This window comes from Cupriavidus taiwanensis LMG 19424, assembly GCF_000069785.1.
GTDB lineage: Bacteria > Pseudomonadota > Gammaproteobacteria > Burkholderiales > Burkholderiaceae > Cupriavidus > Cupriavidus taiwanensis.
The window spans coordinates 1601708-1624463 of record NC_010528.1 but is presented as its reverse complement, the minus strand read 5'-3'; the positions used below and the strand labels follow the sequence as shown (position 1 = coordinate 1624463).

Here is a 22756-nt window from a genome sequence, read left to right as displayed (position 1 = left end):
CTCAATCCTTAAGCGCTTGCATTTGGCCACCTGGCCTTAACCGACAAACCACCGATAAGTGTGGACGCTCAACGTTGGATGCACGCTCTGAAAGGAGGTGATCCAGCCGCACCCTCCGATACGGCTACCTTGTTACGACTTCACCCCAGTCATGAACCCTGCCGTGGTAATCGCCCTCCTTGCGGTTAGGCTAACTACTTCTGGCAAAACCCACTCCCATGGTGTGACGGGCGGTGTGTACAAGACCCGGGAACGTATTCACCGCGGCATGCTGATCCGCGATTACTAGCGATTCCAGCTTCACGTAGTCGAGTTGCAGACTACGATCCGGACTACGATGCGTTTTCTGGGATTAGCTCCCCCTCGCGGGTTGGCAACCCTCTGTACGCACCATTGTATGACGTGTGAAGCCCTACCCATAAGGGCCATGAGGACTTGACGTCATCCCCACCTTCCTCCGGTTTGTCACCGGCAGTCTCTCTAGAGTGCTCTTGCGTAGCAACTAGAGACAAGGGTTGCGCTCGTTGCGGGACTTAACCCAACATCTCACGACACGAGCTGACGACAGCCATGCAGCACCTGTGTCCACTTTCCCTTTCGGGCACCTAATGCATCTCTGCTTCGTTAGTGGCATGTCAAGGGTAGGTAAGGTTTTTCGCGTTGCATCGAATTAATCCACATCATCCACCGCTTGTGCGGGTCCCCGTCAATTCCTTTGAGTTTTAATCTTGCGACCGTACTCCCCAGGCGGTCAACTTCACGCGTTAGCTACGTTACTGAAGAAATGAATCCCCAACAACTAGTTGACATCGTTTAGGGCGTGGACTACCAGGGTATCTAATCCTGTTTGCTCCCCACGCTTTCGTGCATGAGCGTCAGTCACGTCCCAGGGGGCTGCCTTCGCCATCGGTATTCCTCCACATCTCTACGCATTTCACTGCTACACGTGGAATTCTACCCCCCTCTGACGCACTCTAGCCTGACAGTCACAAGCGCCATTCCCAGGTTGAGCCCGGGGATTTCACGCCTGTCTTATCAAACCGCCTGCGCACGCTTTACGCCCAGTAATTCCGATTAACGCTCGCACCCTACGTATTACCGCGGCTGCTGGCACGTAGTTAGCCGGTGCTTATTCTTCCGGTACCGTCATCGACCCCGGGTATTAGCCAGAGCCATTTCTTTCCGGACAAAAGTGCTTTACAACCCGAAGGCCTTCTTCACACACGCGGCATTGCTGGATCAGGGTTGCCCCCATTGTCCAAAATTCCCCACTGCTGCCTCCCGTAGGAGTCTGGGCCGTGTCTCAGTCCCAGTGTGGCTGATCGTCCTCTCAGACCAGCTACTGATCGTCGCCTTGGTAGGCCTTTACCCCACCAACTAGCTAATCAGACATCGGCCGCTCCTATCGCGCGAGGCCTTGCGGTCCCCCGCTTTCACCCTCAGGTCGTATGCGGTATTAGCTAATCTTTCGACTAGTTATCCCCCACGACAGGGCACGTTCCGATGTATTACTCACCCGTTCGCCACTCGCCGCCAGGCCGAAGCCCGCGCTGCCGTTCGACTTGCATGTGTAAGGCATGCCGCCAGCGTTCAATCTGAGCCAGGATCAAACTCTTCAGTTCAATCTCTGTGTGGACCTTCGGTTTCCCGACCGGTCCTCGCTCTTTCGAGCGGTCGCTCACTCTCAGAAAACTGACTGACCAGATCCGAAGATCCAGTCACGTTTTGCTGTGCGAGCACTGTATAACTTTTAAGCTAAAAGACCGAAGTCTTTCGCATCCGCTATCAAGCGCCCACACTTATCGGTTGTTTGTTTGTTAAAGAACTTCGCTCACCGGCTTTGCCGTTCAGCGCGCTGCGTTGTCAGCAGCGAAGGAACGAGACTTTAAAGAAATTTTTTCGATTAAGCAACTGATTTCGAAAAATTCTTTATTGCGCCTGGCGCCCTCTTTCGAGTCAATTCTTGCGCGCCGCTCCTTCCCCGTTGCGCGATGCCTTGCGAACGAGGGGGCGAATATTAATGCCTGGATGCCTGCCTTGCAAGCGTTTTATCAAGCGCAATGAAAAGAGCCTCTTTTAGCACCTGGGCGGCGCGCTCGCCACCGGGGCAGGATGCATATTGCCCCGTCCACCACCAGCGGCGTGGCCTCGACGCCTCGCGTCGACTCGAGCTCATAGGACCAGGGCAGGCCAAGGTTTGGCTTGGACTACTGCGGAAAGAGCGCCATCTGGCCCGATAACAGCGTCTCGAAGCCATCGTCCAGGAATGGCAAGATGGCATCGGCGATCGGCTGGAGCTGCCGCGTCACGTAGTAGCCGTAGTCGATCGGCGCTGTCCGGACTTCCAGCGGCTCCGGCCCTGCAACCGTCATCACATAGCTGATCCAGCCGCCCTGCTGGTACTGGCGCGGGCGCCCCTGGCGCTCGTTATAGTCGTCGGCGATGCGCGCGGCGCGCACGTGCGGCGGCACGTTGCGCTGGTACTCTTCGAGCCTGCGCCGCAGCCGCTTGCGATACACCAGTTCCTGGTCCAGTTCCCCCGCCAGCGTGCGGCGCACGATGTCGCGCACATAGTCAGCATACGGTTCGCGGTTGAAGACCTTCTCGTAGAGCGTCTGCTGGAAGCGCTGCGCCAGCGGCGACCAGTCGGTGCGCACCGTCTCCAGGCCCTTGAACACCATCTCTCGCGTGCCGCCCGGACGCTCCACCTGGCCGGCATAGCGCTTCTTGCTGCCCAGGTCGGTGCCGCGGATAGTCGGCATCAGGAAGCGGCGGAAGTGCGTCTCGAACTGCAGCTCCAGCGCGCTTTCGAGCCCGTAGGCCTGCCACAGGTGGTCGCGCCACCAGTCGTTGACGTACGCGACCAGGCTGCGCCCGATCTGCGCGGCGTCGGCTTCCGTGCGAGCGCGGCGCAGCCAGACGAAGGTGGAGTCGGTGTCGCCGTAGATCACCTCGTAGCCGCGGGCCTCGATCAGCGCACGGGTCTGCCGCATGATCTCGTGCCCGCGCATGGTGATCGACGACGCCAGCCGCGCATCGAAGAACCGGCAGCCGCTGGACCCGAGGACCCCATAGAAGGCGTTCATGATGATCTTGAGCGCCTGCGCCAGCGGCTTGTTGCCATCGCGCTTGGCGGCCTCCCGGCCCTGCCACACGCGCGCCACGATGGCCGGCAGGCAGTGCTTCGTCCGCGAAAAACGCGCCCCGCGGAAGCCCGGCACCGCATCGGCATCGTCCGGGTGCGCCAGCCCTTCGACCAGGCCGACCGGGTCGATCAGGAAGGTACGGATGATCGACGGGTAGAGGCTCTTGTAATCCAGCACCAGCACGGACTCATACAGCCCTGGCCGTGAATCCATGACGAAGCCTCCGGGGCTGGCCTCGGGCGCCTTCTCGCCCAGGTTGGGCGCGACCAGGCCCTGCCGATGCATCAGCGGCATGTACAGATGCGTGAAAGCCGCCACCGAGCCGCCGTTGCGGTCGGCCGGCAAGCCGGTGACCGTGGCGCGCTCGAGCAGGAACGGCAACAACTCGGTCTTCTCGAAGATTCGCGTTACCAGCTCGCAGTCATGCAGGTTGTAGCGCGCCAGGGCCGGCTTGTCATGGGCGAACATGCGGTCGATGGCGTCCATCCGGTCGTACGGATTGTCGATGGCCTTGCCTTCCCCGAGCAGCGACTGCGCCACAGCCTCGAGGCTGAAGGACGGAAAGTTCCAGGTGGCGGACCGCAGCGCCTCGATGCCGTCGATGATCAGGCGCCCTGGCGCGCTGGCGAAAAAGTGCTGCTGCGCGTTGTGCTCGCGCCATTCCATCTCGGTGCCGCCCCGCCCCAGCCGCAGCGGCACCTGGAACCGGCGCGCGTGCTCCTGCAACACGCGCAGGTCGAATTGCACCAGGTTCCAGCCAATGATGGCATCGGGATCGTGGTCGGCCAGCCATTGGTTCAGCCGGTGCAGCAATTCGGGCCGCGTCGCGCAGTAGTCCAGCGAGAAATCGACGTCGGCGGGCACCTGCGCAGCCGGCCCCAGCACGTAGACCTGCCGCTGGCCGCAGCCTTCCAGCGCGATCGAATAGAGTTCGCCCGCGGCGCTGGTTTCGATATCGAGCGACACCAGCCGCAACGCGGGCCGGTAGTCGGCCGACGGCTTCATCTGGGCGTTGCGCAGCAGCCCGGCGCCATCCGGCTCGCCATCGAACCACACCGGCGCGGTGATAAAGCGCTCCATCAGGTAGCGCTCCGGCGGGCGGATATCGGCTTCATACACGTCGACGCCGGCATCGCGCAGCGTCCTGGCCAACTGGATCAGCTGCCGGTGCTGGGCGCAATACAGCCCCAGCACCGGCCTGCGCTGGAAATCGCGCAGCGCCAGCGGGCGCAGTTCGACCCCGCGTTCGCGGCCCAGCAGCGCCTCGGCGCGCTCGCGCTGCACCTGCGGCACAAAGGCAACCGATGGCTGCGGCGCCAGCCGCAGCCGGCGCGGCCCGTCATCGGTCGCCAGCCAGAATTCGACTTCGGTCCCGGCTGGCGTATCGCGCCAGTGCCGCGTCAGGATGAAGCCTTGCTGAAGTGCCACGTTGCTGCGGGAACAGGAATGGAAATGCGCTGGATGCTGGAGGAAGCGGGCCGGCTTGCGCCGCGCAAGCCGGGGCGCTGCATCAAACCGGCGTTGTGCCTCGCCTTGCTGCCTCGATGGTGGCGATATCGATCTTGCGCATCGTCATCATCGCGTCGAAGGCGCGCCTGGCCGCGGCGCGGTCCGGGTCGGTGATCGCGGCAAGCAGCGCGCGCGGCGTGATCTGCCACGACAGGCCCCAGCGGTCCTTGCACCAGCCGCATGCGCTTTCCTGGCCGCCATTGCTGACGATGGCGTCCCACAGCCGGTCCGTCTCGGCCTGGTCGTCCGTCGCGATCTGGAACGAGAAGGCCTCGCTGTGCTTGAACTGCGGGCCCCCGTTCAGGCCGACACACGGGATCCCGGCAACGGTGAACTCGACCGTCAGCACATCGCCCTCCTTGCCGTCAGGATAGTCGCCCGGTGCGCGCATCACGGCGCCGACGGCGCTGTCGGGAAACGTCTTGGCGTAGAAGTTGGCCGCTTCCAGCGCATCGCGGTCGTACCACAGGCAGATCGTGTTCTTGCCAGGCATGTTGCGTCTCCTTGAAGTTGAAGGGACACGGCGCCGGATCTCCGGCGCCGTGTGGCCGGTGGGCCAGCGTGCCGTTACGAGCGGCGCCGTTGGCGGGGACTCCAATGTCTCACACTCCGCGGCGCCATGCAGGGCAAGGCATGCTATGGCTGCATCACATCGACGGGAAGGCAGCCGGCATGCCGCCGCGGCAGGCGCTGCCGCTTCACTGGGCGGTTTGCGCGCGTACGAAAGCGTCGCGCGCCGTGATGCGCCCGACGTAGTCCTGGATGCGGCGGCTTTCGCGGACCCGCGGCGCGCCGAACTGCCCCGCCCACGCCAGCGACGCGCCCAGGTAGACGTCGGCGGCGCTGAAGCTGTCGCCGAGCACGAAGGGGCCCGGGGACAGGGCTTTTTCGATGGCGTCGATGACTTCGTCATAGTCGCCCCAGCCGACGGTTTGCTTCGGTAGCGGCGCCTGGGCACGCATCATGCGGTCGGTCAGCGCGGGCTCGAAGCAGCTGCCGCAGAAGAACAGCCACCGCAGCACCGTGCCGCGCGCGGACGAGCCCGCCGGCGGCATCAGTCCGGCTTTCGGATAGGCATCGGCGAGCCAGGCGATGATGGCGCCGTTCTCGGTCAGCACGGTGCCATCGTCCAGCACCAGCGTGGGGATCTTGCCCATCGGATTGATCGCCAGGAAAGCCGGCGCCCGGCTTTCTCCCTTGGCGATATCGAGGTGCTGCAACGCGTAATCGGCGCCAACCTCCTCCAGCATCCAGCGCGCCACCGACGCGCGGCTCTGGGGGTTGTAGTAAAGCGTCATGGTCATACCGTCCTCCTGGCCTCGGCCCAATGGATGCGAGGCAGCAGGATAGCACTGACCCGGCGCCGTCAGCCGCTGAACGCCAGCAGCTGCGCGCCCTCGGCAACCTGCTCGCCGATGCCGTAGAGCACTTCGCTGACGGTGCCGTCGGCGGGGGCGCAGATGGTGTGCTCCATCTTCATCGCCTCCATCACCAGCAGCGGCGTGCCGCGCGCGACCGTGTTGCCGGCCTCGACCATCACCGCGATGACCTTGCCCGGCATCGGCGCGGTCAGCTTGCCGCCCTCGCCTTCGGCCTCGCCGGCATGCGCGAGCGGGTCCAGCCAGGCCAGCGTGGCGTGGTGCCCGCCATGGAACACGTGGAACTCGTCGCCATCCACGTGCACCTGTCCGTGCGCGCGCCGCGTGCCGAGGTTGACGCGGATGTCATCCGCCTGGCAGGTATAGGCAAAGGGCGCGGCCTGGTCGGCGTAGACCAGCGTGCTGCCGCGCGCATTGCTGTCCAGCTTCACGTCGAGCACCTGTTCGCCATAGCCGAAGCGCAGCGCGCGCGACACGCCGCCGTTGAGCCGCCACGCGCCGGCGTGGGTCCACGGCGAGTGCGGATCGGCGGCATCGATGCGCAGTTCGCGTGACTCGCGCTCCAGCAGCGCCGCCACCGCCAGCGCGATCAGCTCCATGCCGACCGGCGCGGGCGGCGGGAACAGGACCGCCTCGTTGCGCGCGATCAGGCCGGTGTCGAGGTCGGCGGTACGGAACGCCTCCGACTTCACCAGCCGCTGCAGGAAGGCCACATTGGTCGACAGCCCCACCACGTGGTACGCCGCCAGCGCCTGGCGCATGCGCGCCAGCGCCTCGTCGCGGTCCTTGCCCCAGACGATCAGCTTGGCGATCATCGGGTCGTAGAACGGGCTGATGGTGTCGCCCTCGCGCACGCCGGCGTCGATGCGCACGCCGGCCGGGCCGTGCGGGTTTCCGTCAGCCCCGCCGCCGCGCATGAACTGCACCGCCGGCGGCGTGCGCAGGAAGCGCAGCGTGCCGGTCGACGGCAGGAACTGCTTGTCGGGGTTCTCGGCGTAGATGCGCGCCTCCAGCGCGTGGCCGTCGATGCGCAGCTGCTCCTGCGCCAGCGGCAACGGCTCGCCGGCGGCAACGCGCAGCTGCCATTCGACCAGGTCCTGCCCGGTGATCATCTCGGTCACCGGATGCTCGACCTGCAGGCGCGTGTTCATCTCCATGAAGTAGAAGGAGCCGTCCTGGTTGGCGATAAATTCGACCGTCCCTGCGCCGACGTACCCCACCGCCTTGGCAGCGGCCACCGCCGCCTCGCCCATGGCGCGGCGGCGTTCCTCGGTCATGCCTGGCGCCGGCGCTTCCTCCAGCACCTTCTGGTGGCGCCGCTGCACCGAGCAGTCGCGCTCGAACAGGTAGACGCAGTTGCCGTGGGTGTCGGCGAACACCTGGATCTCGATATGGCGCGGGCGCGTCAGGTACTTCTCGACCAGCACCTTGTCGTCGCCGAAGCTGGCGCTGGCTTCCCGCTTGACCGACGCCAGCGCGGCCTCGAAGCCGTCGCCGGACTCGACTACGCGCATGCCCTTGCCGCCGCCGCCCGCGCTGGCCTTGAGCAGCACCGGGTAGCCGATGCGGTCGGCCTCGCGGCGCAGCAGCGCCGGGTCCTGGTCCTCGCCGTGGTAGCCCGGCACCAGCGGCACCGACGCCTTTTCCATCAGCTGCTTGGCCGCGCTCTTGCTGCCCATCGCGTGGATGGCGGACGCCGGCGGGCCGATAAAGACCAGCCCCGCCGCGGCGCAGGCCTCGGCGAAGGCTTCGTTCTCGGACAGGAAGCCGTAGCCCGGGTGGATGGCCTGGGCGCCGGTCTCCTTCGCCATCTCGATGATATGGTCGGCGCGCAGGTAGCTGTCGCGCGCGGCGGCGCCGCCGATATGCACGGCCTCGTCGCAGAAGGCGACGTGGCGCGCCTCGGCGTCGGCATCGGAATACACCGCGACGGTGCGGATGCCCAGCCGGCGGCAGGTGGCGGCCACGCGGCAGGCGATTTCACCGCGGTTGGCGATCAGGATCTTGTTGAACATGGAGCTTCCTAGTCGTTGTGACATGCCACGATTACATGCGGAACACGCCGAACTTCATCTCGTCGATCGGCGCGTTGAGGCTGGCCGACAGGCCCAGCCCCAGCACCGTGCGCGTCTGCGCGGGATCGATCACGCCGTCGTCCCACAGCCGCGCGCTGGCGTAGTACGGGTGGCCCTGGTGCTCGTACTGGTCGCGGATCGGCTGCTTGAAGGCTTCCTCTTCCTCCGCGCTCCACTGGCCGCCCTTGGCCTCGATGCCATCGCGGCGCACCGTCGCCAGTACGCTGGCGGCCTGCTCGCCGCCCATCACCGAGATGCGCGCGTTCGGCCACATCCACAGGAAGCGCGGCGAATACGCGCGCCCGCACATGCCGTAGTTGCCCGCGCCGAACGAGCCGCCGATGATCACCGTGAACTTGGGCACCTGCGCGGTCGCCACCGCGGTCACCATCTTGGCGCCGTTGCGGGCAATGCCCTCGTTCTCGTACTTGCGTCCGACCATGAAGCCGGTGATGTTCTGCAGGAACACCAGCGGGATCTTGCGCTGGCAGCACAGCTCGATAAAGTGCGCGCCCTTCAGCGCCGACTCCGAGAACAGGATGCCGTTGTTGGCGACGATCCCCACCGGATAGCCCCAGATGCGCGCGAAGCCGCACACCAGCGTGGTGCCGTAACGGGCCTTGAACTCGTCGAACTCGGAGCCGTCGACGATGCGCGCAATCACCTCGCGCACGTCGTACGGCTTGCGCGTGTCGGTCGGGATCACGCCGTACAGCTCTTCCACCGGGTACAGCGGCTCGACCGGCTCGTGCAGCCGGATCTGGTCCGGCTTGCGGCGGTTCAGGTGCTGCACGATATTGCGCGCCAGGCTGAGCGCATGGTGGTCGTTCTGGGCGAAGTAGTCGGCCACGCCGGACAGGCGCGTATGCACGTCGGCGCCGCCCAGGTCCTCGGCGCTGACTTCCTCGCCGGTGGCCGCCTTCACCAGCGGCGGGCCACCGAGGAAGATGGTGCCCTGGTTCTTGACGATGATCGACTCGTCGCTCATCGCCGGCACGTAGGCGCCGCCCGCGGTGCACGAGCCCATCACCACCGCGATCTGCGGGATGCCGCGCTTGGACAAATTGGCCTGGTTGTAGAAGATGCGGCCGAAGTGGTCGCGGTCGGGGAAGACCTCGTCCTGGTTGGGCAGGTTGGCGCCGCCGGAATCGACCAGGTAGATGCACGGCAGGTGGTTCTCTTCGGCGATCTCCTGCGCGCGCACATGCTTCTTGACCGTCATCGGGTAATACGTGCCGCCCTTGACGGTGGCGTCGTTGCAGACGATCACGCATTCCTGCCCGGCCACGCGGCCGATGCCGGTGATGATGCCGGCGCCCGGCGCAGCATCGTCGTACATGTCGTACGCGGCCAGCTGCGACAGCTCCAGGAACGGCGTGCCCGGATCGAGCAGTTGCTGCACGCGCTCGCGCGGCAGCAGCTTGCCGCGCGCCAGGTGCTTGTCGCGCGCGGCCGCGCCGCCGCCTTCGGCCAGCTTCGCGATCTTTTGCTGCAGGTCGGCAACCAGCTCCTGCATTGCCTGTGCATTGGTCCTGAACGACTCGGAGCGGGCGTTCAGCTTGGTTTCAATTACCGCCATAGGGGCCTCGGGCAGTCGGTTATCGGTTGTGTAGGGTCAATCTCTCGGGCCCGGCGCTCAGGCCGTCCTGGATTCATCGAGGTTCAGTTCACGCACCATCTGGTCGCGCATCACGAACTTCTGCACCTTGCCGGTCACGGTCAGGGGCATCTCGTCGACAAAGCGGATGTAGCGCGGAATCTTGTAGTGCGCGATCTGGTCGCGGCAGAAAGCGCGGATCTCGTCTTCGGTGGCGTTCTCGCCCGGCTTGAGCACGATCCACGCGCACACCTCCTCGCCATACTTGGGGTCGGGCACGCCGAACACCTGCACCGCCTGCACCTTCGGATGGCGGAACAGGAATTCCTCGATCTCGCGCGGGTAGATGTTCTCGCCGCCGCGGATCAGCATGTCCTTGACGCGGCCGACGATATTGCAGTAGCCCTCCTCGTCAATGGTGGCCAGGTCGCCAGTGTGCATCCAGCCGTCGCGGATGGCTTCGGCGGTGCGGGCCTCGTCGTCCCAGTACCCCAGCATCACCGAATAGCCGCGCGTGCACAGCTCGCCTTTCTCGCCCACCGGCACGATCGCACCGCTGGCATCGACGATCTTGACCTCCAGGTGCGGCTGGATCCGGCCCACCGTGGTGGTGCGCTTGTCGAGCGGATCGGTGGTGCTGCTCTGGAACGACACCGGGCTGGTCTCGGTCATGCCGTAGGCGATGGTCACCTCGGACATATGCATCTGCGCCACCACGCGTTTCATGGTCTCGATCGGGCATGGCGATCCGGCCATGATGCCGGTGCGCAGCGAAGAGAAGTCGTAGTCGGCGAAGCGCGGGTGGTCCAGCTGCGCGATAAACATGGTCGGCACGCCGTGCAGCGCGGTGCAGCGCTCTTCGCTGACCGCGCGCATGGTGGCCTCGGGGTCGAAGGCCTCGCCGGGGAACACCATCGCCGCGCCCGTCGACACGCATGCCAGCACCGACAGCACCATGCCGAAGCAGTGGTAGAACGGCACCGGGATGCAGAGCTTGTCCTGCTCCGAGAAGCGCATCGCCATGGCGATGAAACGCGCGTTGTTGACGATATTGCGATGCGTCAGCGTGGCGCCCTTGGGCGCGCCGGTGGTGCCGCTGGTGAACTGCACGTTGATCGCATCATGGCGGTCGAGCTGCGCCGTGATACGGTCCAGCTCCGCGCGCGCCACGCCGGCGCCGCGCGCCAGCACGTCCGCATAGCGCATCATGCCGGGGGTCTCGCCCTCGCCCATGCGGATCACGCAGCGCAGCGACGGCAGGCGCGCGGCCTGCAGCGCGCCCGGTGCGCTGGTAGCCAGCTCCGGCGCCAGCGCCTGCAACATCTCGAGGTAGCGCGAGGTCTTGAAGGCCTCGGCGGCAACAATGGCCTTGACGCCGACCTTGTTCAGCGCGTACTCCAGCTCCGCGAGCCGGTAGGCCGGATTGATGTTGACCAGCACCAGGCCCAGGCGGGCGGTGGCGAACTGGGTCACCAGCCACTCCACCCGGTTGGGCGCCCAGATGCCGACGCGATCGCCCCGGGCCAGGCCAAGCGCGTGCAGGCCGGCTGCGAGGGCATCGATCGCTTCGGCAAATTCCCGCCAGTTCCAGCGCACGCCCTGCTCGCGAAAGACCACGGCCTCGCGTTCCGGGAACGCTGCCACGGTCTGCGCCAGCAGCGCCGGCACGGTCTGCTCGGACAGCGCAATGCTGGTGTCGCCACGGACATGCGACAGCCCGCCGATTGGCAGAATGGTGGGAAGCGGCTCTCCCTGCATCTTCATCGTTGTCTCCAAAGCGCGTCGGGTTTCAACTTGAGTTGAGCACAACTCAAGATCACGAATATCGCCGGGGTGATTCGCCCAGTCCGGGTTAACCCCGTGAAGCTGCTATCAATGCTGCCGGTTCGTCATTTCGACTTCCGGTCTCGTCACATCGGAATGCCCAAAAGGTATACGGGCTGCCGGGAAAATTCAACCTTAATTTGAGGTTGACTCAACTACAGGCCAAAATCGAGTACGATGGGATGACATCGCGCGAGGCCGAGGCCGCGCCGCCGCTCCTTCCCTCCTTGCCCGGGTCCGGGCACGGTCTATCATTTCGTGCTTTTGCACACAGGGATCCGACACCATGGAAGACAACGCCGCCGCCCGCCGGATCCCGTCCGGCGCCAGGGCGGAACAACGCATCCGCGACATCCTGCGCGTCAGCCGCGAGGTATTCGCCGAACTGGGCTACGAGAAAACCACCACCACCGAGATCGCCCAGCGCCTGGGCGTGTCCGAGGCGACGGTGTTCACGTACTTCCAGAGCAAGCGCAAGCTGTGCGTGCGGGTGATCGAGGATTGGTACGATGAAATCATCGGCGCCATCGAGCGCGGCATGCCGCGCGACCAGAGCACCAGGGCGCAACTGGCGTTCTACGTGAAGACGCACCTGCGCCTGTTCTTGATACAGGGCACCGGGCTGTGCGCGCTGGTGCTGTCCGAAGGCCGGGCCAAGGGGCCGGAACTGGGGCAGGAATTCGTGCCGCTGCAACGCCGCTATACGGCGCCGCTGATGGACCTGCTGGCGCGCGGCCGCGAACATGGCGAGATTCGCCGCGACGTGCCGCTGAGCCTGTTGCGCTCGGCCATCCTGGGACCGATGGAACATATCCTGTGGGACGCCATCGCGCGCCAGCGCGAGGTGGACATCGACCAGACCGCCGCCGACATGGTGGCAGTGCTGTGGCCCGCGCTGCAGCCGGCGGATATCGAACTGGAGGCGCTGCGCGCCTTCCATGGCGAAGTCGGCGCTGCGTTGCGCAAGCTGGACCAGGCCTGAGAGGATCTCCGGCCGAACCCGCAAAATCCTTGTACGCTGGAGGCGGCATTGACTCCCAGCACGGAGATTGCGACATGGCCATCCAGCTCAACCACACCATCGTCTTCTCTCACGACAAGCGGGTATCCGCCGACTTCCTGTGCGAGGTCCTGGGCCGTCCGCCGGCCGAGCCGTTCGGGCCCTTCCTCGGCGTCGCGCTCGACAACGGCGTCACCCTGGACTTCATGGACGCGCAAGGCGATATCGCCATGCAGCACTACGCTTTCCTGGTCAGCGACGCCGAATTCGACCACGGCCTTGCCCGCGTGCGCGCCCACCAACTCACCTTCTGGGCCGACCCGTACCGGCGCCGCCCCGGCGAGATCAATACCGACGACGGCGGCCGGCGCATCTATTTCGAGGATCCCAGCAAGCACTTCCTGGAGATCTTCACCAGGGGCTGAAGTCCAGGCGGCCATGCAGTGCCTTGGGCGAGACACAGTAGCTGGCGACGCCGCCGCGCTTGTGCCTGTCCTGCGCTTGGTTGATACGGTTGGGCCTCATAGAATGGAATGGCCTGGTTTTCGCCGCATCGAAGGACCATGCAGACCGCCGCCTATCCCTACCACCCCGTGCGCGAGCGGCGCACGCTGACCTGCTTCCTGCTGGCCCTGCTCATGCACCTGCTGCTGGGGGCCCTGCTGTACTACGGCGTGCGCTGGCGCAACGCCGTGCCCACCGGTGTCGCGGCAGAACTGTGGGAGCCGGTCCCGGAAGCCACCGTGCCCGAGCCCGTGGTCAAGCCGGCGCCGACGCCCCAGCCCGTCGAAGAAGAAGACGCCGATATCGCGCTGCAGGAAAAGCAGCGCAAGGCCAGGCAGGCCGAACGCGAAGCAGAGCAAGCGCGCCAGCGCGAAAGCCAGGCCCGTGCCGAAGCGGCCCGCAAGGACACGCAACGCAAGGCCCAGGAAGCGCAGCGCCAGGCCAGCAATGCCGAGCGCCAGGCAGAACTGGCCCGCCTGCGCGCGCAGGCGGGCGGTGCCGGCGCCGCGGCCAACACCGGGGCGGGTTCCGGCTCGTCGGCGAAGCCGTCATCGGGCTATGCCGAGCGCGTGCGCCAGCGGGTCAAGCCGAACATCATCTTCAACGAGGACGTCGCCGGCAATCCGGCCGCGGTGGTCGCCGTCCACATGGCGCCCGACGGCTCGCTGCTGTCGACGCGGCTGGCCAAGTCCAGCGGCAATGCCGGCTGGGACAACGCGGTGCTGCGCGCGGTGCAGCGGTCCGACCCTCTGCCGCGCGACAGCAACGGCGTAGCGCCGTCCAATATCCTGATCACGTTCTGGCCCAAGGACGAGGGCGGCTAGGCCCCTTGCCCCGCCAGGCCGCGCCTGCATCCCGTAGCGGGCGTTATCGCACCAACGGTGTCCCGATAGAAAAAAATTCCAATAAGGCGCGCCTTCCCGGAATACGATTACAATTCCAGCCTGCCTGGAAGGACAACTCGCATGCCTGTGCTACCGCCGGCCCATATCATGAATAGACAAGAACAAGCCGACGGATTCCGCCATGACGACCGCCTCCCCCCTTTCTGTCTCACATCATCCTGCCGCCCGCCCGGCTGGCGCCCCGCTCGACCGGCTCGCGCTCGACCTCGCCGACATCTTCAGCAACAGCGCACGCCTGGTTGCCAGCCACATTGCACAGCACCTGCCCGACACCGACACGCTGCTGGCGGCGTTGCCGACGGGCGCCCTGCTGGGCTCGGCCGATACCTATACCCGGCACCTGGTCTACGGCGATCCGCTGGAACGCTTCTCGGCCATGGTGCTGGTCTGGCGCCCCGGCCAGGCCAGCCCGGTGCACGGCCATCGCACCTGGTGCGCCTACCGCGTGCTGCGCGGCACGCTGACCGAGCAGCACTACCAGTGGGACGCCGCCAGCCGGCATGCCCGCCATACCAATACCGTGGCGCGCTGCGCCGGCGATACGTTCAGCGTGCCGGGCGGGCTGCAGCATATCCACGCGCTCGGCAATGCCAGCCACGAGATCGCGGTTTCGCTGCATCTCTATGGCGTGAGCCGCGACCATATCGCCACCGGCGTAAACCTGCTGGTGCCCGCCGACGCCTAGCCGCCACGCCGCGCGCCGGGTGCGGGCGCGCCCTCCTCCCCTGACCGCCACGCACCATGGACCGCTACGACAAACAGATCCTCGCCATCCTGCAGGAAGACGCCACCTTGCCGGTCGCCGAAATCGGCGAGCGGGTCGGCCTGAGCTCGACGCCGTGCTGGCGCCGCATCCAGAAGCTGGAAGAAGCTGGCCTGATCCGCAAGCGCGTGGCGCTGCTCGACGCCGCCAAGCTTAACGCCGGGGTCACCGTCTTCGTCTCCGTCCGCACCAGCCAGCACAACGTGAAATGGCTCAAGCAGTTCCACGGACTGGTGTCGTCGATTCCGGAAGTGACCGAGTTCTATCGCATGGCGGGCGACACGGACTACCTGCTGCGCGTGGTAGTGCCCGATATCGCCGCCTACGACCGGGTCTACAAGAAGCTGATCCAGGGCGCGGAACTGGCCGATGTCAGCTCCAGCTTCGCCATGGAGCAGATCAAGTACACCACCGCCCTGCCGCTGGACTATGCCTGAGCCCGCACTTGGCGGCTGAACAGGTGACGGTGGGGCCAGCCGGGGGTGGCAAATCGCGCCATGGCAGCGGCTTCGGCCGCGCTTTTCAGCGCATCCTGTTGCAAATACCCCGCATTCCGGCAGACTAGCCGCCACGCATTCCGGGCCCGGAACCTGCTGCGACGCAGCAATGGCTGTAGAATATGCGGCCCCTATTCAAACGGCCGCGGCGTACGGTAATCCGCCCCGCCTCCGCCGAACCCCACGCGAGCCTTGACAGCAGGTTGGAATCACGCGCGCCCTCGCGCGCACTGCCGTCGACACGCGATGCACGAAGGAAACAGCAGTCAATGACAAGTGGCGCACAACGAACGGCAGCCAAAACCCGAGCAGCAGCAGTCAAGGACACCGGCCAGGCCACCCCGGCCGCGGCACACACTGATCCGACGGCCGAAGCCGCCGCGCGCAGCCAGCAGCTGCGCGCGCTGATCCAGCTGGGCAGGCAGCGCGGCTACCTGACCCACGCGGACATCAGCGACCACCTGCCGGAGAACTTCACGGATACCGCCGCGATGGAAAGCATCGTCGGCACCTTCGCCGAGATGGGCGTGAAGATCTATGAGCAGACGCCGGACGCCGAGACCCTGCTGCTGAGCGATGGCCCCGTAGTGGCCTCGGACGAGCAGGCCGAAGAGGAAGCCGAGGTGGCGCTGGCCACCGTCGATTCCGAGTTCGGCCGCACCACCGACCCGGTGCGCATGTACATGCGCGAAATGAGCTCGGCCACGCTGCTGACGCGCAAGCAGGAAGTCGAGATCGCCAAGCGCATCGAGGACGGCCTGAACAACATGGTCCACGCGATCTCGGCCTGCCCGTTCACCATCGCGACGATTCTCGAGCTGTCGGCCAAGGTCGCCAGCAACGAGATCGGCATCGATGACGTGGTCGACGGCCTGAGCGACGAGAGCATCGCCGAGCCGGCCGCCGCCGCGGCGGACGACGCCGACGACAGCAGCCTCGACAGCGCCGACGAGACCGACGAAGATGACGACGACAGCGCCGATGAGGGCAGCAGCGGCCAGCAAAGCGCCGAAGCCGACCTGGCCAGGCTGCGCGAAGAGTGCATGAAGCGCTTCGCGCGCGTCGCCGAACAGTTCGAGCGCATGCGCGCCGAAAGCGAAGCCGGCGGCGCGGCAACGCCTGCCTTCGCCGCCGCGCGGGACGCGGTGCGCGAGGAGCTGCGCACGATCCGCTTTACCGCCCGCACCATCGAGCGCCTGTGCGCCAACGTCCAGGGCATGGTGGATGAAGTGCGCGCGATCGAGCGCCAGGTGGTCCAGCTGCTGGTCGAGCGCTGCGGCATGGAGCGCGAGGACGTCATCGCGCGCTTCCCGGGCAACGAGACCAACCTGGCCTGGGGCCAGGGCCTGGTTGCCGAAGACCGCCCCTACAGCGCGGCGGTGGCGCGCGCGCTGCCGGACCTGGAAGCCCACCAGCAGAAGCTGATCGACATCCAGGCCCGCGCCGCGCTGTCGCTGGCCGAGCTGAAGGCGGTCAACCGCAAGATGCTGGCCGCAGAGCGCCAGATGCGCCAGGCCAAGCACGAGATGACGCAGGCTAACCTGCGCCTGGTGATCTCGATCGCCAAGAAATACACCAATCGCGGCATGCAGTTCCTGGACCTGATCCAGGAAGGCAACATCGGCCTGATGAAGGCGGTCGACAAGTTCGAATACCGCCGCGGCTGGAAATTCTCCACCTACGCCACCTGGTGGGTGCGCCAGGCGGTCACGCGCGCCATTGCCGACCAGGCACGCACCATCCGCGTGCCGGTGCACATGATCGAGCAGATCAACAAGCTCAACCGCCTGTCGCGCGAGATCATGCAGCAGACCGGCAAGGAACCCGATCCGGCGGTGCTTGCCGAGCGCCTGGACATGACCGAGGACAAGGTGCGCTCGATCATGAAGATCGCCAAGGAACCGGTGTCGATGGAAACCCCGGTGGGCGAGGACGGCGACACCAGCCTGGGCGACATGATCGCCGACTCGGACACCGCCACGCCCGCCGATGCCGCCCTGCAGGCCGGCCTGCGCGCGGTGGTGCGCGAGATGCTCGACGAGCTCTCGCCGCGCGAAGCCAAGGTGCTGCGCATGCGCTTTGGCATCGACATGTCGACCGACTACACGCTGGAAGAAGTCGGCAAGCAATTCGATGTCACGCGCGAGCGCATCCGCCAGATCGAAAGCAAGGCGATGAAGAAGCTGCGGCATCCCAGCCGCGCGGACCAGTTGATCACCTATCTGCGCGACGCCTGAGCGGTCTCCCGCTTCCGCGCACAGAGGAGTGTTATCCATGCCTGACTCGAACCTCTCTTTCTTTGGCAGGCTTTCGCTTGCCATGGGCACGTTCTTCGCGATCCTTGGCAACCGCGAGCTGGCCGCCGGCATCAAGCGCCTGCGCGCCGGCGAGCCGGCCGCGCAGGCGGCACCGGTGAGCGCTCCCGCCCCGGCGCCGGTTGCTGAGCCCGCCCCCGCGCTGAAGGAAGCCAGCCCGGTGGCCGCGCTGCAGCTGCTCGGACTGCTCCAGCGCGACGCCCGCTTCGTCGACTTCGTCGAGGAAGACATTGCGCGCTATGCGGACGCCGAGATCGGCGCCGCCGCGCGCCTGGTGCACGATGGCTGCCGCGCGGTGCTGCGCGAGCATTTCACCATCCGGCCGGTGCGCGAGGAAGCCGAGGGCAGCCGCGTGACGCTGGCCGACGGCTTCGACGCCAGCGCGATCCGCCTGACCGGCAACGTGGTCGGCAGCGCGCCGTTCCATGGCGCCATCAGCCATCGTGGCTGGAAGGTCGAAGACGTGCGCCTGCCGCGCCTGGCCGAACGCCACGACGCCAGCGTGATCGCCCCCGCCGAGGTGGAACTATGAGCGAGGCGCGCTATGCCATCGGCATCGACCTGGGCACGACCCACAGCGCGGTCTCCTACGTGGACCTGGCTGCCAGCGAGGGCGAGAAGACCAGCCAGCGCGTGCTGCCGATCACGCAGCTGACCGCGCCCGGGGCGGTCGAGGATCTCGAGCTGCTGCCCTCGTTCCTGTACCTGCCGCACGAAAGCGAACTGGCGCCTGGCGACCTGAACCTGCCGTGGAGCGCCGCGCGCGACTTCGCGGTCGGCGAGATGGCGCGCAGCCGCGGCGCGGGCACGCCGATCCGGCTGGTGTCCAGCGCCAAGAGCTGGCTGTGCCATCCCGGCGTCGACCGCCGCGCCGCGATCCTGCCCGCCGATGCGCCGCCCGAAGTGCCGCGCGTATCGCCGCTGGAGGCTTCGGTACGCTACCTGACGCACCTGCGCGAAGCGTGGGACCAGGCCCATCCCGATGCACCGTTCGGCGAGCAGGACGTCACCGTGACGATCCCGGCCTCGTTCGATCCTGCCGCGCGCGAGTTGACCGCCGAAGCGGCCGCGGCGGCCGGCTATGCCCGCATGACCCTGCTCGAGGAACCGCAGGCGGCGCTCTACAGCTGGATCCAGAAGAGCGCCGGCCAGTGGCGCAAACAGGTCAAGGTGGGCGACATCATCCTGGTGGTGGATGTCGGCGGCGGCACGACCGACCTGTCGCTGATCGCCGTGATCGAGCGCGAAGGCAACCTGGAGCTGCATCGCATCGCGGTCGGCGACCACATCCTGCTGGGCGGCGACAACATGGACCTGGCCCTGGCGCACGTGGTCGCGCGCAAACTGGCGGCGCAGGGCACGCAGGCCGACCCGTGGCAGCTGCGCGCGCTGACCTACGCCTGCCGCGCCGCCAAGGAAACGCTGCTGACCGACCCCGCCACCGATGCCGTGCCGCTGGTCGTGCCCAGCCGCGGTTCGAAGCTGATCGGCGGCTCGATCCGCACCGAACTGACCCGCGCCGAACTGACCCAGACCATCCTGGAAGGGTTCTTCCCGCAAGTCGACGCCTCGGCACGCCCCGTCAGTCGGGCCCGCGCCGGCCTGACGCAGCTGGGCCTGCCCTATGCGCAGGACGCCGCCATCACGCGGCACCTGGCGGCATTCCTGGGCCGGCAAGCCGGTGCCCTGGCCGAGATCGAAGGCCTGCATGCCACGCAGCCGGAAGGCGCCAGCTTCCTGCGCCCCACCGCCGTGCTGTTCAACGGCGGCGTGTTCAAGTCGGGCCTGCTGGTCGAGCGCATCCTGCAGACCCTCAACGGCTGGCTTGCTGCCGAGGGTGCGGCGCCGGCGCGCCTGCTCGACGGCGCCGAGCTGGACCTGGCCGTGGCACGCGGCGCGGCCTATTACGGCTATGTGCGGCGCGGCAAGGGCGTGCGCATCCGCGGCGGCACCGCACGCGCCTACTACGTGGCGGTGGAATCGTCGATGCCCGCGGTGCCGGGCTTCGAGCCGCCGATCCAGGCGCTGTGCGTGGCCCCGTTCGGCATGGAAGAAGGCACCGAGGCCGAGCTGCCGCCGCAGGAATTCGGCCTGGTGGTAGGCGAGCCGGTGCATTTCCGCTTCTTCGGCTCGTCGGTGCGGCGCCAGGACCAGGTCGGCACCTTGCTGGACTACTGGGGGCCGGAGGAGCTGCAGGAGCTGGAAGAAATCCAGGCGACGCTGCCCGCCGAAGGCCGCACCGCCGGCGAAGTGGTGCCGGTCAGGCTGCATGCGCGCGTGACCGAAGCCGGCACGCTCGAACTCGAGGCCGTGCCGCGCGCCAGCGGCGAGCGCTGGAAGGTGCAATTCGACGTGCGCGGCAACGCCGATGCCTGATCCCGCGGCAGCGGCGATGAAGCAGTCGATGAAGCAGTACAGCGTCGGCATCGACCTTGGCACCAGCAACACGGTGGTGGCTTACGCCAGGGCCGGCTCGGACGATATCCGCGTCTTCGACATCGACCAGCTGGTCGCGCCGGGCGAGGTCGCGGCCCGCCCCCTGCTGCCGTCGGTGCGCTACCACGCGGCGCCGGGCGAGCTCAACGGCGATGACCTGCAGCTGCCCTGGCAATCGGCCGCCAGCGCGGCCGCGCGGCGAACCGTGTTCGGGCGCCTGGCGGCGACGCTGGGCGCGCAGGTGCCAGGCCGGCTGGTGGCCAGCGCCAAGAGCTGGCTGTCGCATGCCTCGGTCGACCGCACCGCGCCGATCCTGCCCTGGGGCGGCGAGGAGGATCTCGACAAGATCTCGCCGGTGGTCGCCAGCGCGAGCTATCTCGGCTACGTGTGCGCGGCGTGGAACCACCGCTTCCCCGACGCGCCGCTCGAGCAGCAGGACGTGGTGCTCACCGTGCCGGCCTCGTTCGACGAGGGCGCGCGCGCGCTGACGCTCGAAGCCGCGCGCCTCGCGGGCCTGCCCGCGCTGCGGCTGCTGGAAGAGCCGCAGGCCGCGCTCTACGACTGGCTGTTCCGGCATCGCCAGACGCTGGAACGGGACCTCGCGCAAACCCGGCTGGTGCTGATCTGCGACGTCGGCGGCGGCACCACCGACCTCACGCTGATCCGCGTGGCGATGCAGGACGGGCAGCCGCAGCTGACACGCATCGGGGTGGGTAACCACCTGATGCTCGGCGGCGACAACATGGATTTGGGGCTAGCGCACCAGGTCGAAGCGCGGCTGGGCGACGGCGCGCCGGCGCAGCCGCGCCTGTCGGCCGCAAGCCTGTCGCAGCTGGTGGCGCGCTGCCGCGCCGCCAAGGAACAACTGCTGGGCGCGGACGCGCCCGATGCCGTCAACGTGACGCTGCTGGGCGCGGGCTCCCGGCTGGTCGGCGGCGCGCGCTCGGTGCAGGTGACGCGGCAGGAAGTCGAACAGCTGGTGGTCGACGGCTTCTTCCCCAACGTGCCGGCCAGCGAACGGCCGCGGCGCGCGCGCGGCGCCATCGTCGAGTTCGGCCTGCCCTATGCCGCCGATCCCGCCGTGACCCGCCACGTCGCGGCCTTCCTCGGCCAGCACGCGGCCCAGGCCCGTGCCGCGCTCGGCATGGACGACGCGCCGGACCATGCCCTGCCGGTGCCCGACACCCTGCTGCTCAACGGCGGCGTGTTCCGCGCGCAGGCGCTGGCGCACCGTATCGCCGACACGCTGGGCGGCTGGCGCGGCACGCCGCTGCAGGTGCTGCACAACGCCGATCCCGACATTGCCGTGGCCCGCGGCGCGGTCGCGTATGCGCGCGCGCGCGCCGGCCAGGCGCCGCGCATCGGCGGCGGCTCGGCGCGCAGCTATTTCCTGGTGCTCGACGATGGCGCCACGGGCCAGCAAGGCATCTGCCTGCTGCCGCGCGGCACCGAGGAAGGCCACGAGATCCACCTCAGCGACCGTACCTTCGCCTTGCGGCTGGGCCACCCGGTGCAGTTCCACCTGGTGTCTTCGGTGGCCGAGGCGCCCTACCAGCCCGGCGCGCTGACCGACCTGTCCGGCGGCGACTTCGTGCGCCTGCCGCCGATCGCCACCGTGGTGCCGACGCGCGGCGCCGGCGGCCCGCGCGAAACGCCGGTGCAGATCACCACGTCGCTGACCGAGGTCGGCACGCTCGAAGTCCATTGCATCAACACCGGGGATGCCGCGCAGCGCTGGCGCCTGGAGTTCCAGCTGCGCGGCAACGACGCCGCGGCGGCTGCCCCGGCGCCGACCGCGCACCCGTCGCTGCCGCAGGCGCTGGAACTGATTGACCGCACCTTCGGCGCGCGTTCGCAGGAGGTCGGGCCGAAGGAGGTCAAGCGCCTGCGCGCGCAGCTCGAGCAGATCCTGGGCGCGCGCGAGCAATGGGACAGCGCGCTGCTGCGCGAGCTGTTCGGCGCCTTGTGGGAGCGCGCCAGGCGCCGGCGCCGCACGGCGGACCATGAGCGCCTGTGGCTCAACCTGGCCGGCTATTGCGTGCGCCCCGGCTTCGGCTACCCGCTCGACGAATGGCGCGTCGCGCAGCTGTGGTCGCAGTACGACCAGGGCATCCAGTACGTCAACGAAAGCCAGAACTGGTCGGAATGGTGGACGCTGTGGCGGCGCGCCGCCGGCGGCCTGGACGAAAGCGCGCAGCTGCGCCTGCTGGAAGACATGGCCTTCTACCTGCAGCCGCCGGGCAGCGCGCATTTCAAGAAACCGGCCGGGCCCGCCCGGGGCGGCTATGCCGACATGGTGCGGCTGGCGGGGTCGCTCGAGCGCCTGCCCGTCGACGCCAAGACCGAGCTGGCCGGCTGGCTGCTGACCCGGCTGCGCAAGCCCTCCGAGAACAACCAGGGCTGGTGGGCGGTGGGCCGCATCGGCGCGCGCATGCCGTTCTACGGCAGCGCCCACAGCGTGGTGCCGGCCGACACCGCCGGCCAGTGGCTCGACGCCATCCTCGCGCTCGACTGGAAAAAGGTCGAGCCGGCCGCGTTCGCCGCGGTGCAGATCGCGCGCATGACCGGCGACCGCACCCGCGACCTGCCGGACGAGCACCGCGCGCACGTGGTGCGCCGGCTGGAAGCCGCCAGCGCGCCGCCGGGCTGGATCGCCATGGTGCGCGAGGTGGTGGCGCTCGATGCCGCGGACGAAGGACGGGTGTTCGGCGAGGCGCTGCCCGCCGGCCTCAAGCTGATCGCGGGATAGCCTTCCCAGGCCGCGCAGCCGCAAGCGTCTTGTTTGCCACTTGCCGGCGCCGGTGGG

Annotated in this window: 15 protein-coding genes and 1 rRNA gene; 9 read left to right on the top strand and 7 right to left on the bottom strand. The window is 67.5% G+C overall.

Annotation, left to right across the window (positions count from 1 at the left end):
* Positions 1 to 90: 90 nt before the first annotated feature.
* The 7 genes from RALTA_RS07450 to RALTA_RS07420 form a co-directional block, all read right to left on the bottom strand.
* Positions 91 to 1622: ribosomal RNA gene (locus RALTA_RS07450) — 16S ribosomal RNA — on the bottom strand.
* A gap of 585 nt (positions 1623 to 2207) precedes the next feature.
* Positions 2208 to 4574: a DNA polymerase II gene (locus tag RALTA_RS07445; protein WP_012352823.1), complete on the bottom strand. Its 2367-nt coding sequence runs from the start codon at positions 4572 to 4574 to the stop codon at positions 2208 to 2210.
* Between the two features lie 82 nt (positions 4575 to 4656).
* The gene (locus tag RALTA_RS07440; RefSeq protein ID WP_012352822.1) at positions 4657 to 5148 is read right to left on the bottom strand and encodes a VOC family protein; all 492 of its coding nucleotides are present in this window, start codon (positions 5146 to 5148) and stop codon (positions 4657 to 4659) included.
* 205 nt (positions 5149 to 5353) lie between these two features.
* Positions 5354 to 5959 carry a glutathione S-transferase family protein gene (locus RALTA_RS07435; protein ID WP_012352821.1) on the bottom strand — a complete coding sequence of 202 codons (606 nt, stop codon included), beginning with the start codon at positions 5957 to 5959 and terminating at the stop codon, positions 5354 to 5356.
* A gap of 62 nt (positions 5960 to 6021) precedes the next feature.
* Positions 6022 to 8049 (bottom strand): acetyl/propionyl/methylcrotonyl-CoA carboxylase subunit alpha, encoded by a 2028-nt coding sequence (locus RALTA_RS07430; RefSeq protein WP_012352820.1) that lies wholly within the window; start codon positions 8047 to 8049, stop codon positions 6022 to 6024.
* Positions 8050 to 8080: 31 nt separating this feature from the next.
* A complete protein-coding gene (locus tag RALTA_RS07425) occupies positions 8081 to 9688 on the bottom strand; it encodes a carboxyl transferase domain-containing protein (RefSeq protein WP_012352819.1) in 1608 nt (535 codons plus the stop codon).
* A gap of 57 nt (positions 9689 to 9745) precedes the next feature.
* Positions 9746 to 11470 carry an AMP-binding protein gene (locus RALTA_RS07420; protein ID WP_012352818.1) on the bottom strand — a complete coding sequence of 575 codons (1725 nt, stop codon included), beginning with the start codon at positions 11468 to 11470 and terminating at the stop codon, positions 9746 to 9748.
* A gap of 346 nt (positions 11471 to 11816) precedes the next feature.
* On the opposite strand from RALTA_RS07420, the gene RALTA_RS07415 reads away from it, so the two are divergent.
* From RALTA_RS07415 to RALTA_RS07375, 9 genes are all read left to right on the top strand, one after another.
* Positions 11817 to 12512, top strand: coding sequence for a TetR/AcrR family transcriptional regulator (locus tag RALTA_RS07415; protein WP_012352817.1), 696 nt, complete (start codon positions 11817 to 11819; stop codon positions 12510 to 12512).
* Positions 12513 to 12586: 74 nt separating this feature from the next.
* Positions 12587 to 12955, top strand: a complete 369-nt coding sequence (locus RALTA_RS07410; RefSeq protein WP_012352816.1) for a VOC family protein — start codon at positions 12587 to 12589, stop codon at positions 12953 to 12955.
* Positions 12956 to 13093: 138 nt separating this feature from the next.
* The gene (gene tolA, locus RALTA_RS07405) at positions 13094 to 13858 is read left to right on the top strand and encodes a cell envelope integrity protein TolA (protein ID WP_012352815.1); all 765 of its coding nucleotides are present in this window, start codon (positions 13094 to 13096) and stop codon (positions 13856 to 13858) included.
* Positions 13859 to 14060: 202 nt separating this feature from the next.
* Positions 14061 to 14624 carry a cysteine dioxygenase family protein gene (locus RALTA_RS07400; RefSeq protein ID WP_012352814.1) on the top strand — a complete coding sequence of 188 codons (564 nt, stop codon included), beginning with the start codon at positions 14061 to 14063 and terminating at the stop codon, positions 14622 to 14624.
* Positions 14625 to 14680: 56 nt separating this feature from the next.
* Positions 14681 to 15139 (top strand): Lrp/AsnC family transcriptional regulator, encoded by a 459-nt coding sequence (locus RALTA_RS07395; RefSeq protein ID WP_012352813.1) that lies wholly within the window; start codon positions 14681 to 14683, stop codon positions 15137 to 15139.
* A gap of 329 nt (positions 15140 to 15468) precedes the next feature.
* Positions 15469 to 17436, top strand: coding sequence for an RNA polymerase sigma factor RpoD (gene rpoD, locus RALTA_RS07390; RefSeq protein ID WP_012352812.1), 1968 nt, complete (start codon positions 15469 to 15471; stop codon positions 17434 to 17436).
* Between the two features lie 37 nt (positions 17437 to 17473).
* Positions 17474 to 18046, top strand: a complete 573-nt coding sequence (locus RALTA_RS07385; RefSeq protein ID WP_012352811.1) for a DUF2760 domain-containing protein — start codon at positions 17474 to 17476, stop codon at positions 18044 to 18046.
* Positions 18043 to 19890 carry an Hsp70 family protein gene (locus RALTA_RS07380; RefSeq protein ID WP_012352810.1) on the top strand — a complete coding sequence of 616 codons (1848 nt, stop codon included), beginning with the start codon at positions 18043 to 18045 and terminating at the stop codon, positions 19888 to 19890. Before RALTA_RS07385 ends, RALTA_RS07380 begins: the two co-directional genes overlap by 4 nt.
* 28 nt (positions 19891 to 19918) lie before the next feature.
* A complete protein-coding gene (locus RALTA_RS07375) occupies positions 19919 to 22699 on the top strand; it encodes an Hsp70 family protein (RefSeq protein ID WP_012352809.1) in 2781 nt (926 codons plus the stop codon).
* Positions 22700 to 22756: the final 57 nt, after the last annotated feature.